This window comes from Clostridium simiarum, from assembly GCF_018919175.1.
GTDB classification, from domain to species: domain Bacteria; phylum Bacillota; class Clostridia; order Clostridiales; family Clostridiaceae; genus Clostridium_L; species Clostridium_L simiarum.
In genome coordinates, this window is record NZ_JAHLQL010000009.1 from 1 (window position 1) to 16,269 (window position 16,269).

Annotated in this window: 16 protein-coding genes, 1 tRNA gene and 1 other RNA gene; 4 read left to right on the forward strand and 14 right to left on the reverse strand. The window is 30.4% G+C overall.

The genetic code is table 11. From position 1 onward, the window contains the following. Positions 1 to 596: 596 nt before the first annotated feature. A complete protein-coding gene (locus KQI89_RS16455) occupies positions 597 to 863 on the reverse strand; it encodes a DUF2508 family protein (RefSeq protein ID WP_032123219.1) in 267 nt (88 codons plus the stop codon). A 265-nt stretch (positions 864 to 1,128) separates the two neighbouring features. Here KQI89_RS16455 and KQI89_RS17960 point away from each other — a divergent pair, with 265 nt between their 5' ends. Beyond that, complete coding sequence (locus KQI89_RS17960; protein WP_281418347.1) at positions 1,129 to 1,257, forward strand: hypothetical protein; 129 nt, start codon at positions 1,129 to 1,131, stop codon at positions 1,255 to 1,257. 411 nt (positions 1,258 to 1,668) lie between these two features. Here the strand turns inward: KQI89_RS17960 and KQI89_RS16460 are convergent, their stop codons facing one another. The 6 genes from KQI89_RS16460 to KQI89_RS16485 all read right to left on the reverse strand — a co-directional run bounded on the left by KQI89_RS16460 (position 1,669) and on the right by KQI89_RS16485 (position 5,579). Beyond that, complete coding sequence (locus KQI89_RS16460; protein WP_216458018.1) at positions 1,669 to 2,079, reverse strand: NUDIX hydrolase; 411 nt, start codon at positions 2,077 to 2,079, stop codon at positions 1,669 to 1,671. A 158-nt stretch (positions 2,080 to 2,237) separates the two neighbouring features. Next, the gene (recR, locus tag KQI89_RS16465) at positions 2,238 to 2,834 is read right to left on the reverse strand and encodes a recombination mediator RecR (RefSeq protein ID WP_032123221.1); all 597 of its coding nucleotides are present in this window, start codon (positions 2,832 to 2,834) and stop codon (positions 2,238 to 2,240) included. Positions 2,835 to 2,950: 116 nt separating this feature from the next. Beyond that, a complete protein-coding gene (locus KQI89_RS16470; RefSeq protein WP_032123222.1) occupies positions 2,951 to 3,292 on the reverse strand; it encodes a YbaB/EbfC family nucleoid-associated protein in 342 nt (113 codons plus the stop codon). 155 nt (positions 3,293 to 3,447) lie between these two features. Beyond that, positions 3,448 to 5,079, reverse strand: coding sequence for a DNA polymerase III subunit gamma/tau (dnaX, locus tag KQI89_RS16475; RefSeq protein WP_216458019.1), 1,632 nt, complete (start codon positions 5,077 to 5,079; stop codon positions 3,448 to 3,450). Between the two features lie 133 nt (positions 5,080 to 5,212). After that, positions 5,213 to 5,477: signal recognition particle sRNA large type (gene ffs, locus KQI89_RS16480), an RNA gene on the reverse strand. A gap of 11 nt (positions 5,478 to 5,488) precedes the next feature. Next, a tRNA-Ser gene (locus KQI89_RS16485) sits at positions 5,489 to 5,579 on the reverse strand. 259 nt (positions 5,580 to 5,838) lie between these two features. On the opposite strand from KQI89_RS16485, the gene KQI89_RS16490 reads away from it, so the two are divergent. Together KQI89_RS16490 and KQI89_RS16495 are read left to right on the forward strand one after the other, a co-directional pair. After that, positions 5,839 to 6,525: a TIGR00266 family protein gene (locus KQI89_RS16490; protein WP_216458020.1), complete on the forward strand. Its 687-nt coding sequence runs from the start codon at positions 5,839 to 5,841 to the stop codon at positions 6,523 to 6,525. 89 nt (positions 6,526 to 6,614) lie between these two features. Then, a complete protein-coding gene (locus KQI89_RS16495) occupies positions 6,615 to 7,289 on the forward strand; it encodes a hypothetical protein (RefSeq protein WP_216458021.1) in 675 nt (224 codons plus the stop codon). 113 nt (positions 7,290 to 7,402) lie between these two features. Here the strand turns inward: KQI89_RS16495 and lgt are convergent, their stop codons facing one another. The 7 genes from lgt to KQI89_RS16530 form a co-directional block, all read right to left on the reverse strand. Continuing rightward, positions 7,403 to 8,182: a prolipoprotein diacylglyceryl transferase gene (lgt, locus tag KQI89_RS16500; RefSeq protein WP_216458022.1), complete on the reverse strand. Its 780-nt coding sequence runs from the start codon at positions 8,180 to 8,182 to the stop codon at positions 7,403 to 7,405. Between the two features lie 315 nt (positions 8,183 to 8,497). Further along, on the reverse strand, positions 8,498 to 8,845 hold the full coding sequence (locus tag KQI89_RS16505) for an FMN-binding protein (protein WP_032123227.1): 348 nt from the start codon (positions 8,843 to 8,845) through the stop codon (positions 8,498 to 8,500). A 20-nt stretch (positions 8,846 to 8,865) separates the two neighbouring features. Then, positions 8,866 to 10,281, reverse strand: a complete 1,416-nt coding sequence (locus KQI89_RS16510) for a flavocytochrome c (protein WP_216458023.1) — start codon at positions 10,279 to 10,281, stop codon at positions 8,866 to 8,868. A 170-nt stretch (positions 10,282 to 10,451) separates the two neighbouring features. Next, positions 10,452 to 11,138, reverse strand: a complete 687-nt coding sequence (locus tag KQI89_RS16515; protein ID WP_216458024.1) for a response regulator — start codon at positions 11,136 to 11,138, stop codon at positions 10,452 to 10,454. A 27-nt stretch (positions 11,139 to 11,165) separates the two neighbouring features. Beyond that, the gene (locus KQI89_RS16520; RefSeq protein WP_216458025.1) at positions 11,166 to 12,728 is read right to left on the reverse strand and encodes an ATP-binding protein; all 1,563 of its coding nucleotides are present in this window, start codon (positions 12,726 to 12,728) and stop codon (positions 11,166 to 11,168) included. 177 nt (positions 12,729 to 12,905) lie between these two features. Continuing rightward, on the reverse strand, positions 12,906 to 13,904 hold the full coding sequence (locus tag KQI89_RS16525; RefSeq protein WP_216458026.1) for a LacI family DNA-binding transcriptional regulator: 999 nt from the start codon (positions 13,902 to 13,904) through the stop codon (positions 12,906 to 12,908). Between the two features lie 37 nt (positions 13,905 to 13,941). Continuing rightward, on the reverse strand, positions 13,942 to 14,868 hold the full coding sequence (locus KQI89_RS16530) for a DUF5107 domain-containing protein (protein WP_216458027.1): 927 nt from the start codon (positions 14,866 to 14,868) through the stop codon (positions 13,942 to 13,944). Positions 14,869 to 15,093: 225 nt separating this feature from the next. On the opposite strand from KQI89_RS16530, the gene KQI89_RS16535 reads away from it, so the two are divergent. Continuing rightward, a complete protein-coding gene (locus KQI89_RS16535) occupies positions 15,094 to 16,260 on the forward strand; it encodes a galactokinase (RefSeq protein WP_216458028.1) in 1,167 nt (388 codons plus the stop codon). Positions 16,261 to 16,269: the final 9 nt, after the last annotated feature.

The following is a 16,269-nucleotide window of genomic DNA, read 5'->3' on the forward strand; positions in this document are numbered from 1 at the left end:
AATTGCTGGTCTTTATATCATCTTTTCTGTTCAATTTTCAAAGATCAATTTGCTTCTTTACCGAAGCGACTCATTTATCTTATCATGTGTTTTATTAGTTGTCAACAACTTTTTTATTGTTGTTTTAAACTTTTAAAACTTTGTTCCTAGAAGCAAGTCTTTGTTTTTTCTTTGCCGTAAGGAACTTTTATAGAATACCATCTATTCTAGTACTCCATATCCTTTTTATACCCCGTTATAAGTAATTATATTTTATATAATCAATATATCTAACTTTTTCTCTTATTTTTTCATATAGATACACTAGGCACTGTATACTTCTATCTATGAAATAATCTAATCTCAAAAGCACTTAAATTCGTATATAATTACCTTTAATCAGCTTTCTAAACAAAGATTTTAATCATCTCTATATCCTATCCCCCCTTTTACAATTTTAAAAACATTGATTTTCTCCATTAAACTAATGATTTTTTATATTTATATTATAAAGCAATCTTAAAAAGCTAAGAGCTCCAAATTTATGTAAACTCTTAGCTTCTTATCTGTATCTTAAGTTCCTCATATACTTCCCCTAAATACATCTTTATCCTTATCTATAAAATACATTTTGATCTTACGTATATAAATTCTTCATCTAACTTTATATTAAGTCCCCTTGCTTGAAAGAGCAAATACTCATATTTTGCCTTTAATGCTTGTTCAGAATAAATAGCTACTTCTATTAATTTAGGATCACTAACATCATCAAACATTTTTCTTACAGCTTCTAACTCAGATATAGTTTCCTCTAAGGATTGAATTATATCTAGTTGCTCCTTGGTATACTCCTCACTTTTTTTTAAACCTATCTTATTTTTCATAGAACACCTCAAATAATCATATTTATTATAATTATTGACACAAATTCCAAATTTTATATCATTTCTTAAAAGTTTCTTATTAACCATTTTTTATATCTTAGTAAATCATAATCTTATAACTTATATAATCTAAAATTATATACATATAAATGTAGGCTTTTCTTTTTATCATGAGTTATCTATTTAATAATACATAGTTTTTTAGTACAACTTCCACATAACCTTGCTAAAACTTAGTAACTTTATTGGAAATATCATATTAAGTATGTCTATATTAATTAAGCCGTCATCTTTAAATTATAATTTAAAGTATAAGTACTATTTTTATGATGATGTTGATGATAGCAAAGAAGTAGTTAATAATGGATTTATGAGTATTGATACTGCTCATTAAATAGTGAGAAAAGTCTTTGAAGAGACTACAGATTTCATATCTTTTGCTTTTCAGGGTGGTAAGCAAACTATAAAAGGAGTTACTTTTTTAGAAACCTTATTTCTTCTGTGAAAAATATAATATAAATAAAATTTAGGATCAATATAATAATATACTCTAGCTATAATGATAGTTACAAAAATAATGGAATTTATAAATCTTTTAAAAACAGTACATCTCTTTTAATATTCTATGAGTTTTAACTTCCTTTAATTCGAAACATATAGGAAAAGTTTTTAAATTATTCAAAATAAGGTTCTGCTCATTTATAATAATTATTTAGCTACCTCTAAAAAATATAAAAAACACCTTACATTCAAATTTTTATCTATCTGAAAATAAGGTGTTAGTATTAAGTTAATATACTTAATATTAAACCCAGTTTACCTTTTTTAAACCATCTAATATATATTCATTTGATATATTAGCTTTTATTTCATGTTTTTCTATCCATTTATAATCAGAATGTTCAAATGAAATTAAAACCTCATCACTATCACTTTCACAAAGATAGGTTAATCCAATTATTTGTCTATTTTCATCCATTACTCTAGACCAAGTATACAAAAATCCATTAATATTCACATTTAGTGATACCTCTTCTTTTAATTCTCTTATTAAAGCTTCTTCAGGTGTTTCTCCAAAGTCTACCTTACCTCCTGGAAACTCCCATGTTCCAGCATCGATATTATCTTCATCTGATCGCTTAATAATTAAAATTTTGCCTTTATATTCAACTATTGCTTTTACCACAACATAAAACTTCTTGTCATTATCTATCATATTATATATTCTCTCCTTACATTAATAGATAGTTTTCTTAATTTACATTAAATATAATATCACTAATTTTAATTAAATAATAGTTATTTTTAGATAAACATTAACCTACACTTAATCCTAAATTAGTAAATTAAGATTGAGTGTAGGTTCTTTAACCTTTATATTTCTTTTCTTCCTTCTAATGCCTTTGATAAGGTGACTTCATCTGCATACTCTAGGTCTCCTCCTACAGGAATACCATGAGCGATTCTTGTTACCTTAACCTCTAGTGGTTTTAGAATTTTTGATATATACATAGCTGTAGCTTCTCCTTCTATGTTTGGATTTGTAGCTACTATAACCTCTTTAACTTCTCCGTTCATCCTAGTTATGAGTTCTTTCAGTTTTATATCATTTGGTCCTCTTCCAGCCATTGGTGATATGTTTCCATGAAGTACATGGTAAACTCCATTAAACTCCCTAACCTTCTCCATAGACATTATATCTTTTGGCTGCTCTACAACGCATATTGTACTTTTATCTCTATTAGGATTACTACAAATAGCGCAAGGGTCCTTATCAGTATAGTTCCCACAAATTGAACAATATCTTATGGTTCCTCTTGCTTTAACTAAAGCTCCTGCAAATTCTTCTACCTCTTCCTTGGGAAGATTTAAAATATGTAGTGTGAGCCTTTGAGCTGTTTTGTATCCTACGCTAGGCAACTTAGCAAATTCCTCTATGAGTTTTTCTATGGCCACTGGATAAAAATCCACTTTATATTCACATCCTTAATCCACAAATCCTTATTACGATAAAACAAAGCTACTACCCTATAGTCAAAGTAGTAGCTTTCATCATACAGATTTGGTATTTTAATATATCCTTCATCTTAAAACATCCCTGGTAGATTTAATCCCCCAGTTAACTTTTTCATACCTTCTGCTGTATCTTCTTCTGCTTTAGCAAGCACTTCATTACATGCACTTAGTATTAAATCTTGAAGCATTTCTACATCATCTGGATCAACTACTTCAGGTTTTATTTCTATACCTATAAGTTGCTTTTTACCATTAGCTCTAGCAATTACTGCTCCACCACCAACAGATGCTTTAAATTCTTTTGATTCTAAATTCTTTTGCATATCTTCCATTTGTTGTTGTAGTTTTTGAGCCTGTTTTAATAGATTGTTCATGTTCCCTCCACCCATTCCTGGGAATCCGCCTTTTGCCATTATAAAAAACCTCCTTAAAATTCATACATAATTTCTTATACTTTATTTTATTTTTATATCTTGCTTATGTGAATGTTTATTATAATTAACTCTAAATTTAAAACTAAGTTTAGTTTATATTATAACTTTAATTTTTACAATAGTTCAACTTTAATCTACTCATCTATAATCTCTACTTTGTCTTCCCCAAAAGTTTCTATTAAAATTCTTTCTTTAGCATCATCTTCCCTTATCTCTTCTTCTATAAAATATTTAACCTTAACTCTTTCTTTAAGAATTTCTGAAAATATATCTTCTATTATCTTTTTATTTTCAGCAGTTTCTAGTCTTGGTTTATTGAAGGCATACTGATGCTCATACTTTATTTCAACTACTCCATCCTTACAAGATTCAGGTACTCCTGTTAGTAAAGATGCATATATAACCATATGTCTTCTATTTTTTATAGTTTCTAAAATATCTCTCCATGAGTTTTTAACCATATTTATGTTTAATGTAGAATTTTCATTAAATCTTTCAACAGGTCTTACATTAGGACTTTTATCTTTATTGCTATTAACCTCTTTAGCTTGCTGTGCTTTTCCCATAAGGCTTTCTTTAACTGGTGTTACGCTTTCACAAGCTACAGTTATCTTACCTTGCTTTATAACTTCTTCTAATTTATTAATTCTAGACAACATAACTTCTTTTGAAGTATCATATTCTATTTTGCACATTTTTATAACTGCAAGCTCTAGGTATACTCTGGATTGTTTACTCCACTTAGATTGCTCTTCGGCCTCTTGAAGTATCCTTATACATCTCATTATTTCTTCTATTCTTATTTTTTCCCCTTGAAGTTTTAATGTGTCCATATTTTCTTTAGACATATCTAAAACCTCTTCTGGATTGTTACTAACTTTTATCATAAGAAGATTTCTAAAATGAGTTATAAAATCTTTTATAAATGTATGTATATCTTTTCCGCTTAACACTATTTCATCTATAGTTCTAATAGACTTATCTATATTCTTATGAATTACAGCATCTGTTATAGTTATTAAGTTTTCATTACTAACCAATCCTAGCATTTCAACTAAGTCCTCATAGTCTACTTTACCTCGACCCATAGCTATAGCTTGATCCAATATACTTAAAGAATCTCTCATAGCTCCATCAGACATTCTAGCTATTAAGTTTAAGCTAGAATCGTCAGCAAATACTCCTTGCTCTTTAACTATCTTTCTTAATCTTAAGGATATATCCTCATATCTTATTCTTTTAAAATCAAATCTTTGACATCTTGATAATATTGTAATAGGTAGCTTTTGAGGATCAGTGGTTGCCAATATAAAAACCACTCTTTTAGGTGGCTCTTCTAATGTTTTTAAGAAGGCATTTACGGCACCATCTGTTAACATATGAACCTCATCCATTATGTAAACCTTATATTTAGCTTCCTGAGGAGGGTACTGAACATCATCAATAAGATCTCTTATATTATCTACTTTATTATTAGATGCCGCGTCCATTTCTATGACATCTATTGAAAGTCCCTTATTTATCTTGGTACACATGTCACATTTATTACAGGGTTCCCCCTCTTTTAGATCCAAACAATTCAATGCTTTAGCCATTATCTTTGCAGTAGATGTCTTTCCTGTACCTCTTGTGCCACAAAACAAATAAGCATGAGCTATTCTATCATTTTTTATTTGGTTTCTAAGAGTAATACTAATATGTTCTTGCCCTACTACGTCATCAAAAATTCTAGGTCTCCACTCTCTATATAAAGCAGTATAAGCCAAGGTCCTCACCTCTTTTACAAATAAATAATCTATATAATACTATTTTAAGCTAAAAATTATTAAAATAAAAGCCGCCATTTCCTCAAAATACAAAAGAGGTAGGCGACTTAATATGTCTATTTAAATGATGAAACCGTGCACCTCACCTTGACTTTACCCTATAAGCGTTACCTGTAGAGTTAACTCAAGTCAGGTTTATCCACGGCACATGAAAGTGACCACTTACCGCTGCTTCCTTCCGGACCTGACGGGGTTCATGGGCTTTCATTGCGTGGGACCCAACTCTCAACGCCACTTTTACAGGGCAGACCTTACAAGATAAAGCCTCAATGAGGAATTCAATCCTGCTGTAGCGGATTGCAGGTTACAGGGCACCGCTAACTCCCCATCTAGCACGGCAAAAATAAAATGGCGGAGAGAGAGGGATTCGAACCCTCGGTAGAGTTTCCCCTACACACGCTTTCCAGGCGTGCCCCTTAAGCCAACTCGGACATCTCTCCACATTACTTTGTCTTATTTAATTGCTACAATGGCTATTATACTATTAAATAAATTTTATTTCAATACCTTTTTTAGTGCAATTTTTGGTTTTTATAAGTTTAACTATCTAAATGGTTAAATAAAGGATGCATTATTGAAGATTCTGATCTTTCTGATTACTTTTTAATACTTCATCGGTTATAATAATATAGTAGATATAAAATCAAAACATTACAAGAAAGGCAGGTGAAAACTGTTATCTTAACGGTAACAGACATTATGAATTACAAAATTAAAGGAGACTCCCTACCTGTAGTCATATGTGAACTAACTCAAGGAGAAACTATTTTATCTGAATCTGGAGCAATGGGCTGGATGTCAGATAATATCAACATGGATACAAACATGAAAGGCGGCTTTTTTAAAGGCATAGCTAGGGCTTTTGCAGGTGAATCAGTGTTTTTAAATACTTTTACATGCTTAAACCGACCTGGAACAATTGCTTTTCCTTCTTCTTTCCCTGGACAAATTGTAGCAAAACAATTAGCTCCTGGAGAATATATAATCTGCCAAAAGGGAGCTTTTTTAGCAGGTGAATCCTCTGTTACAGTAGAGGCCTACTTTAAGAAGAAACTAGGTGCTGGATTCTTTGGTGGTGAAGGCTTTATTCTACAAAAGATAACAGGTCCAGGTATGGTATTCCTAGAAATTGATGGCCATGTAGAGGAATATAATCTAGCCCCTGGCCAGGTTATGAAAGTAGACACTGGACATGTAGCCTTATTTGAAAGCTCTGTTCACTTTGACGTTGAAACTGTAAAAGGCATTAAAAATATCTTTTTCGGAGGTGAAGGCTTGTTTTTAACCACCTTAACAGGCCCTGGAAAAGTTTATCTACAAACCATGCCTATACAAAATCTAGCAGGTCAGATTTCAAGATACTTTAATGTAGGAAGTTCTGATTAATAAATTAATTATTACTTTCATCTTAACCTTACTTTATAAAAGTACTTGATTTAATTAAAGTTAATATTTAAATTATGGGGGATATTAATTTGAAGAAAAAAGATTTATTATGGGGTTCAATTTTATTATTTATTATTTTATTTCTTGCTTATCCTATAACTAGAACACTGTTTTTAAGTTGGACTAAAGCTCATCCTTATATAATGGGCTTTATAAAAGTTTCTATCTTGGCTACTATGGGGGAATTTTTAGCTATAAGGATATCTACTGGAAACTTCAAGAAACCACAAGGAGTTATCTACAAATTTATAGTATGGGGTTTCATTGGAATGGTTTTTGCAATAGTCTTTGATGTTTTTGCTGGTGGAATATCTTATGTTATGAATAAAGGTTTGCTTCCATCTTTCCAAAACCCAAAATTAAATGCCTTTTCAACAGCATTTTTTACAAGTGCTATAATGAACTTAACTTTCGCTCCAACTTTTATGGCCTTTCATAGGGTTACCGACACTTTTATATATTTAGGAGAAGGTACCTTAAGTAATATATTTAAGGTAAGTTTAGATAAGGTATTATCAGCTATAGATTGGAAGGGATTTATTAGCTTTGTGGTGTGTAAAACCATACCTTTGTTTTGGATTCCTGCTCACACTATAACCTTTATTCTTCCTCAAGAATATAGAGTTTTATCTGCATCTTTTTTATCTATAGCTTTAGGAGCCATACTCTCCTTCTCTAAGAAAAAAAGGTCAAGTGATTCTTAAGTTCAGATGGAGTTTCCATTAAAAATCAAATTCCTAAGTTTGTTTTATTATTAAAACAAACTTAGGAAAAATATTAATTAAATATACTTATCTTTGATTTACTCACTGGTATATTAAAATTTATTTTTAGCCTTTGTTCTATATTTAATATAAATTATAGCTACTATCCCTACAATTATAAAACCTAGGCTAACTAATTGTGCTGTTCTAAGTCCTAATATCATAAGACTATCCGTTCTTAGTCCCTCAATAAAAAACCTACCTATGGAATAAAGTATTCCATAATAAGCTATTATAATTCCTTTTTCTTCCTCTTTTCTCTTTTTTAATAAGATAAGAAGAACAATAAATACTATTAAGTTCCAAATAGACTCATATAAAAAGGTAGGGTGATAATAAACTCCATTAATATGCATTCCTCTTTGTATAAACTCCGGAAACTTGCTTATAAATTCATAACTTACAGGTCCTCCATGAGCCTCTCCATTAAGAAAATTTCCCCATCTTCCTATAGCCTGAGCTAATATTATTGAAGGTGCTACTACATCTATCATTCCGAAAAAATCAAATTTCTTTCTTTTAGAATATATGTAAGCTGTTAATATACCAAATATAACTCCTCCATGTATAGCCAAACCGCCTCCTCTAAAATTAAATATAGAGGCAAGATTATGTCTATAGTTTTCAAATTCAAAAGCTACATAGTAAAGTCTAGCTCCGATTATAGCTATGGGAAAAGATATTAAAAATGTATCTATTACATTATCAAAATTAACCTGTTTTATTTTACAATTATATGAAGCTATAATAAGTCCTATTATTACTCCAAAGGATATTATAACCCCATACCACATTATTTCTATTCCGAATATATTAAACGCTACTGGATTCAAACCTTCACCATCTCACCAAAAGGTAGATGATTTCCCCCTTTCTCTAATTAGTTTATCTAATAACTATCATTACTAATACTCCTACAGGTTGTATTTACTATATTACATTAATAATATAAATTTTTCATGAAGATAGTAAAAACTCTTATCATTTATAGTAATACCTCTAATAATAAAATTTATTTTTGATTTATTCAATATAAATTTATTTAAATAATTTTTAACAAGTTTAAAAACCGTAGCTAAATCTTTAATAAAACTATAGCTACGGTTTTAGTATAAATACTATAAGGGATCTTATGTTATATTTTAATATTACTTTTTAGCTTTCTCTAAAGCACCATTTATTGCTTCTAATATACCTTTACTTGAATTTGTTGCTCCACTTACAGTGTCTATTCCTTCAGTAGATTGCTTTTTCTTTATTTCTGGTACTAAATTTTCTATTGCTGGCTCTATCATTGTCTTTGTTTCTTTATGCTCTAAAAGCTTTATATCTTCTATCTTGCCTTTTTTAACCTCTACGGAAACCTTTATTTCTCCACTAGCTCCCTTACCTACACCTTCATAACTTCCATCTTTATATTTTCCACTATTTCCACATGCCGCAAGTATAAAAACACTCATTACTAAAGCTACACTTAAACTAACTATCTTTTTCATATAATCCTCCTATAATATTATTATTTTGAAGTTTTAGCTGCACCTAATCCAGCTATTCTACCGAAAGTAACTATATCTGCAAGGGCATTTCCACCTAATCTGTTACCTCCATGAACTCCTCCTGTTACTTCTCCTGCTGCATATAAGCCCTTTATAGGTTGTCCGTTTTCACCTATTACTTGAGCCTCAGTATTTATAACTAATCCTCCCATGGTGTGATGAACAGCTGGAGTTACTTCTATAGCATAAAATTTAGGTTTATCTAATGTTCTTGGCATATCTGGTCTACCAAACTCTGAATCATTTTTACTTTTTACTGATTCATTATACTTATTAACTGATTCTACTAAAGTAGCCTTATCTATATTTAATTTATCAGCTAACTCCTCTACTGAGTCTGCCTCTGTAACTAATTCCATATTAAAATATTCTTCTACAGCCTTTAAACTCTCTTTCATTCCTTGGTCAAAAAATAAGTATCCAACTTTGTCTTTTTGATCTAGTATAGCCTTTGAAACAACATCACGAGTTAATAACTCATTTACAAAACGCTTACCATCTTTATTTATAAGTATAGCTCCGTTACCACGTACAGCCTCTGTTACCATTACACCTTTACCTGGTACTACTGTTGGATGAGTTTGGATTTCTGTCATATCAACTAGTTTTGAACCAGCATTAGTTCCAAGAGTTATACCATCACCAGTAGCTCCTGCATGGTTAGTAGTTGCAAAACCTTTTAACTCTGGTTTATATTTAACTACCATTTCTTGATTAGCTGAGAATCCACCAGCAGTTAATATTACTGATTTAGCATTTATGGTATATTCTTTTTTATCTTTATTTTTAGCTTTAACTCCTGTTACATTTCCATCTTTATCTTTTATTATTTCTACAGCTTCATTCCAAAGCCTTATATCTACTTTTCTTTCATCAGCAGCCTTCTTTAAGGTATCTACTATGTGAGCTCCAACAGCTGCTCCCCCTGTTGGTCTATGAGTCCTATTTACACTAGCTCCAGCCATTCTACCTACATCTGTTAAATCTGCGCCTAAACCAGTTAACCAAGCTACAGAATCCTTTGCTTGAGTGGTTAAAATCTTAACTAATTCTGGGTTATTTTTATTGTATCCACCCTTCATAGTGTCTTCATAAAATAACTCTTGACTATCTTTCACTCCTGCTTTTTCCTGATGTGGAGTTCCTGATGCATTTAACCCTCCTGTTGCTCTATTAGTGTTTCCCCCAACCATAGGCATCTTTTCTAAAACTATTACTTTTGCTCCATTATCATGAGCTTCTACTGCTGCTGCAAGTCCTGCTCCACCTGCACCTATTACAACCACATCTGCCTTTTCACTTTTAATTCCTGAACATCCAACTAATGACGGAACCACAAGTACAGCTGACATAACTAATGCAAATATCTTCTTCATAACTGCTCCCCCTTGTTATATATTCTACAATATAGAGTATATTTGTTAAAAAAGAAACAATCAATAATGTGGTCTTATTATTCTTTTTGGTCTTTTAGGTCAAAAAAAAGAAACCTTTCAAATCACTATAGTTGAAAAGTCTCTCTTATACATTATCTATTCTTTACTATTTAAAAATTTAAAACCCGTTTATATTTATGACAGGGTCTCCCTATCTTGCCATACTCTAATTCTAACTCCAGCTTCCCCTCTTTAAGCATATGCTCTAAATATCTTCTTACAGTTACTCTAGCCATTCCAATATTTTCAGATAATTCCTCTGCTGTAAAAGGCTCTTTTTTATTTTCAATAATATAATCCCAAATCTGGCTATAGGTATGATAATTCAATCCCTTTACAATGTCCTCTTCTTCCTTTGATATCTCTTGCTTTATCAATATGTACTCATCAATAGTCTGTTGAGAGGCTGTAGTAATCCCACTAAATTTATCATACCTTGATCTGTACTGATTTAAAGCCTCTTTAAATCTTTGGAAAGTAAAGGGCTTAACTAAATAGTCTACAGCACCATACCTAAAAGCTTCTTGTATAGCTTCCAATGCACTTTCTGCGGTAATTAATATAGCATCACATTTAATTTCTTCTTTTCTTATCCATTTTAAAAACTCTAACCCCGTTCCTTTAGGGAAAAAAACATCTAAAAGCAACAAATCAGGTTTATGCTTAATTAATAACTCCATACCATCTTTTAAGTTCCCAGCCTCAGCACATAACTGAAACCCATTAATTTTACATATAAATTTACTATTTATATCTCTAACCATAGGATCATCTTCTAATATCATAACCCTTATCATTTTAACCACCTATCTTCCAAAGTACAATTATGCTTTTGGTATAAAAATATTCCATCTAGTAAGTTCCCCTGTAGTAAAATTTATATTACCTTTAAAAGAATCTATGATATTTTTTACATTATACATACCATATCCTCTTTCATTACCTTTTCCTTTGCTACTTACAGCTTTTTCATAAATCTTATCTTTTATATCTTCATCTATAGCCTCTCCATTATTCTCTAAGCATATATATAAACCATCCATTTCATCCCTTATTCTAAGCTTAATTTGACCTTTTTCCATATCTAAGGTAGCTTCTATAGAATTTTCAATCAAATTACCTAATAAAGTTGTTATATTATCTGTAGTCATTCCTTTAGGTAAGCTTTCTAGAAATGAATCTTCTTCTAAGATAAATTCAATTCTTCCCTCAGAAGCTTTATTAAACTTTGCCAATATTAAGGCTGCCAAGGTTTTATCCTTTATCTTACTTAACGCTTTCATTATTCTGTTCCTATTTTCTACAGTATTATAAATATAATTTAAAGCTTTATCATATTCCTCAAGTTCAATAAGTCCTCCTATGGTATGAAGTTTATTCATAAATTCATGGTTTTGAGCCCTTAAAGACCATGTCATATTTTTAAAGTCTGTAAGTTCCTCTGCAAGGCTTCTAACTTCTGTAAGATCCCTAAATGTTGCAAGGACCCCCATAATTTCACCTTTATTATCTATCAAAGGTTCATAACTACTTAATATTATTATATCTTCCCATAACCTTTCCTCTAAGTTTTTAATGGCTATTTTATTTTCTAAAACCTCTAAAAACCTTCCTTTATACCGTAAGTCACTTATATTTTTCCCTTTAAAATCTTCCTTTAATCTTAATATATTTCTAGCATTTTTATTTAAAAGTATTATGTACCCCTTATTATTTATAGCAATAATCCCCTCATCCATATCTTCTAGGATAGCTTCCCTCTCTTTAAGTATCCAAGCTATTTCCTTCGGTTCCAATCCATATATGGTATTTTTTATATTGGTGGATAAAAGCCATGCTCCTATTACGCCAATGGTCAAAGCTATAACTATATAAGGTATAAATTCATATAATAAAGTTTGAAATTCTTGGGAGATCCACCCTGTAAGTATACCTACGCTTACAGCTCCTATTTGCTCTCCATCCTTATAAATAGGAGAAAAAGCCCTTAAGGATGGTCCTAAAGTACCTTCCCCCTCAGCTATATAACTCTGTCCAGTCTCTAAAACTCTTTTTTCATCTCCACCAATAAAAGGTTTACCTATGTTTTCAGGAATAGGATGAGAGTATCTTATAGCCTCCATATCCATAACTGTTATAAATTGAACCCTTGTTTTTAATCTTATATTTTCAATTATATATTGTATTTCGTTGTTTTTCTTTTTAGACTTTAACACATCTTGTACATCCTTAATAGAAGCCACAGTATTAGCTATATCCATTGCATTTTTTCCCATTTGCTCTCTTATTACTTTATTCATTTTAATAATAGAAAATCCTGTAGCAGTTCCTAAGGTAAATAATATAATTACTATGACCAGTAATGATGTTTTTATCCTAAGTTTCATAAAGCCTCCTAAAAACAATTTGCACTATTCAACTATATTATATGTTAACTATATATATATAACATAGTCTAATGCTGTAAAATCACCACAAAAATGCCCCAAAGGACAAGTTTTCTGTCCCTTTGAGACATTCTTTTAATATACCTGAAAGATGTTGGTTAATCTAATCTTAAATTATTATATTTTTCTACAGCTTTCTCTTATTAAAAACTTAGTTGGTATTATAACTTTTTTATTTATCTCTCTATCTGTCCTTAATTTTTCTAGCATAAGTTCTACAGCAGATTCTCCCATGAACTCAGTATAAACCTTAATAGTAGATAAAGATGGCACTAAATATTTAGCTGTAGATATGTCATTAAATCCTATAATACTTATATCCTCAGGAATTTTTAGTCCTTCTTCAATAATTGCCTTATAAGCACCTATTGCCATGGTATCATTAGACAAGAAAAAAGCTGTAGGAACTTCCTTTAATTTAAGCATTTTTTTCATAATATTATAACCATCAGCATGAGTAAAAGAACCCAATGATATAAATTCTTCATTAAACATACCTTTAGAACGCATATATTCAATATATGTTATTTCTCTATAGTCTTTTACCTTCTCCCTACCTTTGTTTATAAATTCCTCTCCACCTATATAACCTATATTTTTATGGCCTAGGCTAATTAAATAATCTAACCCCTCTATCATAGCTTTTTTAAAATCTATAACTACAGAATCAAATTGATCCTCATCAGGAGAGGAATCAACAAATACTATATTATTACTTATCTGGCTTATAAAATCTATCTCTTCTCTTCCAAACTTTCCTATGGCAATTACTCCATCTACACTTTCAATATTATTATAATTCTCTTCCTTGTTTAATCTTATAGTTTGTATTGATTCTTCATCACACTTCTTTTCTACACCTATACGTATGGATAAATAATAGGGATCTCCTAATTCTTCTTTTTCAGAATACCAATGGACTATAGCTAATTTAGTACCCTTCATTGCTTTAGTTTTTTTTTCTTTTTTTCTTGTATAATTTAGCTCTTCTGCAGCTTCAAAAACCCTCTTTTTAGTAGTATCTGGAACATTTAAGCTTTCATCAAAATTAAGTACTCTTGAAACCGTAGAAATAGACACCCCTGACTTAGCCGCTATATCTTTTATGGTTGCCATAATTTTCTCTCCTAACTAAATATTGAATATTCAAATATTATCTTAATTCTATTTTTATGTCAAACTCTAAAGTCTCACCCGGTTTTAACGTAAAAGTACAGTTATTATCTCTAGATTTTATTATATCATCATAATAGCCATTAGTTGGCTCTAATGCACAATTATAATCTCCCCTAAATCCTCCCTCTGTAATCCAAAAACCTAGGTAAGGTAACTTTTTTTCATCATAATAAATATTATAACTTATATCTTTAGAAGGATAATATATCCCACACTTACCCTCATTAACTTTTCCCTTTACATAATACTTTTCTGTATTATTAAAACTTTTAGGTAAAACTTTACTTAAATCAAAAACCTCACCATTCAAATCTAAGGTTTGAGGATATTTATGAACTGTCCCCTCTTCACCTAAGTATTTACTATCATGAACATTTTCTATTAAATTGGTACCCCTTGGAAAAACTATTTCCATATCCTCTTCACAGTTTACAAGGCAATGGAATGCCCATATGCAAGGTATTGGAAAGTCACCAGTATTCTTTATATTATATTCACATATTAAGCTATCCTTTTCTAAAAACAATGTTTTATTATAGCTATAAGGTAATATTTCACTCTTATAACTTAAAATTATTTTTTCCCCTTCTATAGTGTAGTCAAAAGTTCCACTCCAAATTTCACCATGATCAGGATATTCTATATTTTTATCATTTATAGAAACTATGCATTTATCTATAGTTGGAAAGGCATCATCAAAACCTGCTGCATCGAAGTTTTCAAAAGCATCATATATTTTTGGTCTTTTATAAACTTCATCTTTATTCTGAAATAGAAGTTCAAAATCCTTTTTCAAATTATAAATAGAGGCAACCTTACCTCCTATTTCAGGTATAATCACAACTTTTAAATAATTACTTTGAATTTTTAATGCTTCAATTCCTTTAAAAATAACCTTTTCCATTGTATCCATTCTCCTTTAAGTATCTTCTATAGCATATGCTATAGGTACTACATTTAATTATTTTACACATAGACTACATATAAACAATATAGCCTATAATTTGTACACTCTTACAATTTATATTATAGGACATATAAATATTTTAGTAAACATATTGATTATTTTTACTAAAATTTTATAATGTAAGTATACAATTGATTTTAATATTCTATAGGAGGATAGTTTATGAATATAAATGATTTAAAAAATTCCTTTGAAAAAATCTTTAAAGCTCCACCAGAGAATCAATATTTTTCACCAGGTAGGATAAATCTTATAGGTGAACACACAGACTATAATGGTGGATTTGTTTTCCCTTGTGCCATTACCCTTGGCACTTACGGACTTGTTAAGAAAAGAAATGATAATAAATTTAGACTATACTCATTAAACTTTGAAGATACGGACTTAGTAGAAGTAGACTTATCAAATCTAGAGTATAACGAAAAAGATGCTTGGACAAATTATGTAAAAGGCATGCTAAAGTATATGACTGTGGAAAACCCCTCAATCAATGCTGGACTGGATATACTTGTTTACGGAAATATTCCAAACGGAGCTGGTTTATCTTCTTCTGCTTCTTTAGAAATGTTAATAGGTGTTATCTTAAAGGAAGAATTTTCTCTAAATATAGATAAAAAAACTTTGAGCTTAATAGGTAAAAAGGTTGAAAACCAATATATTGGCGTGAATAGTGGGATAATGGATCAGTTTGCCGTAGCTTTTGGTAAAGTAGATTCAGCTATAATCTTAGATTGTAACACCCTCTATTATGAATACGTAAACGTAAACTTAGAGGACAACCTTATAGTTATAATGAATACAAACAAAAGAAGAGAGCTTACGGATTCAAAATATAACGAGAGAAGATGTGAATGTGAAAGTGCCCTTTCAAAGCTACAAACCATAATTAAAATAAATAATTTATGTGATTTAACTGTAAAAGAATTTAACAGACACAAACATATTATTAAAAACACCATAGAAGAAAAAAGAGCTTTACATGCTATTTCAGAAAACGAAAGAACAAAGGAAGCCATGAATCTACTTAGGAATAATAACTTAGAAGCCTTTGGAAAGTTAATGAATGAGTCCCACTTATCTCTTAAGGATAACTATGAAGTTACAGGAAAAGAATTAGATACCTTAGTAGAAAGTGCATGGAGACAAAAGGGCGTATTAGGCGCTAGAATGACTGGTGCTGGTTTTGGAGGTTGTGCCATTGCCATAGTTTCTAAAGAAGATTTAGATAGCTTTATAAAAAACGTATCTAAGGACTATAAAAAAGTCATAGGTTACGAAGCTTCTTTCTATATAGCTTCTATTGGTGAAGGTTCACAAAAATTAAGTTAAAATTCTAAA

What these genes read in the sequence shown, in the direction of transcription:
- KQI89_RS16455 (WP_032123219.1), bottom strand. Translation starts at nt 863, where the DNA reads ATGAAAAATAAGATAGGTTTAAAAAAAAGTGAGGAGTATACCAAGGAG.
- KQI89_RS17960 (WP_281418347.1), top strand. Translation starts at nt 1,129, where the DNA reads ATGTCTATATTAATTAAGCCGTCATCTTTAAATTATAATTTAAAGTAT.
- KQI89_RS16460 (WP_216458018.1), bottom strand. Translation starts at nt 2,079, where the DNA reads ATGATAGATAATGACAAGAAGTTTTATGTTGTGGTAAAAGCAATAGTT.
- KQI89_RS16470 (WP_032123222.1), bottom strand. Translation starts at nt 3,292, where the DNA reads ATGGCAAAAGGCGGATTCCCAGGAATGGGTGGAGGGAACATGAACAAT.
- KQI89_RS16490 (WP_216458020.1), top strand. Translation starts at nt 5,839, where the DNA reads ATGAATTACAAAATTAAAGGAGACTCCCTACCTGTAGTCATATGTGAA.
- KQI89_RS16505 (WP_032123227.1), bottom strand. Translation starts at nt 8,845, where the DNA reads ATGAAAAAGATAGTTAGTTTAAGTGTAGCTTTAGTAATGAGTGTTTTT.
- KQI89_RS16510 (WP_216458023.1), bottom strand. Translation starts at nt 10,281, where the DNA reads ATGAAGAAGATATTTGCATTAGTTATGTCAGCTGTACTTGTGGTTCCG.
- KQI89_RS16515 (WP_216458024.1), bottom strand. Translation starts at nt 11,138, where the DNA reads ATGATAAGGGTTATGATATTAGAAGATGATCCTATGGTTAGAGATATA.
- KQI89_RS16520 (WP_216458025.1), bottom strand. Translation starts at nt 12,728, where the DNA reads ATGAAACTTAGGATAAAAACATCATTACTGGTCATAGTAATTATATTA.
- KQI89_RS16525 (WP_216458026.1), bottom strand. Translation starts at nt 13,904, where the DNA reads ATGGCAACCATAAAAGATATAGCGGCTAAGTCAGGGGTGTCTATTTCT.
- KQI89_RS16530 (WP_216458027.1), bottom strand. Translation starts at nt 14,868, where the DNA reads ATGGAAAAGGTTATTTTTAAAGGAATTGAAGCATTAAAAATTCAAAGT.
- KQI89_RS16535 (WP_216458028.1), top strand. Translation starts at nt 15,094, where the DNA reads ATGAATATAAATGATTTAAAAAATTCCTTTGAAAAAATCTTTAAAGCT.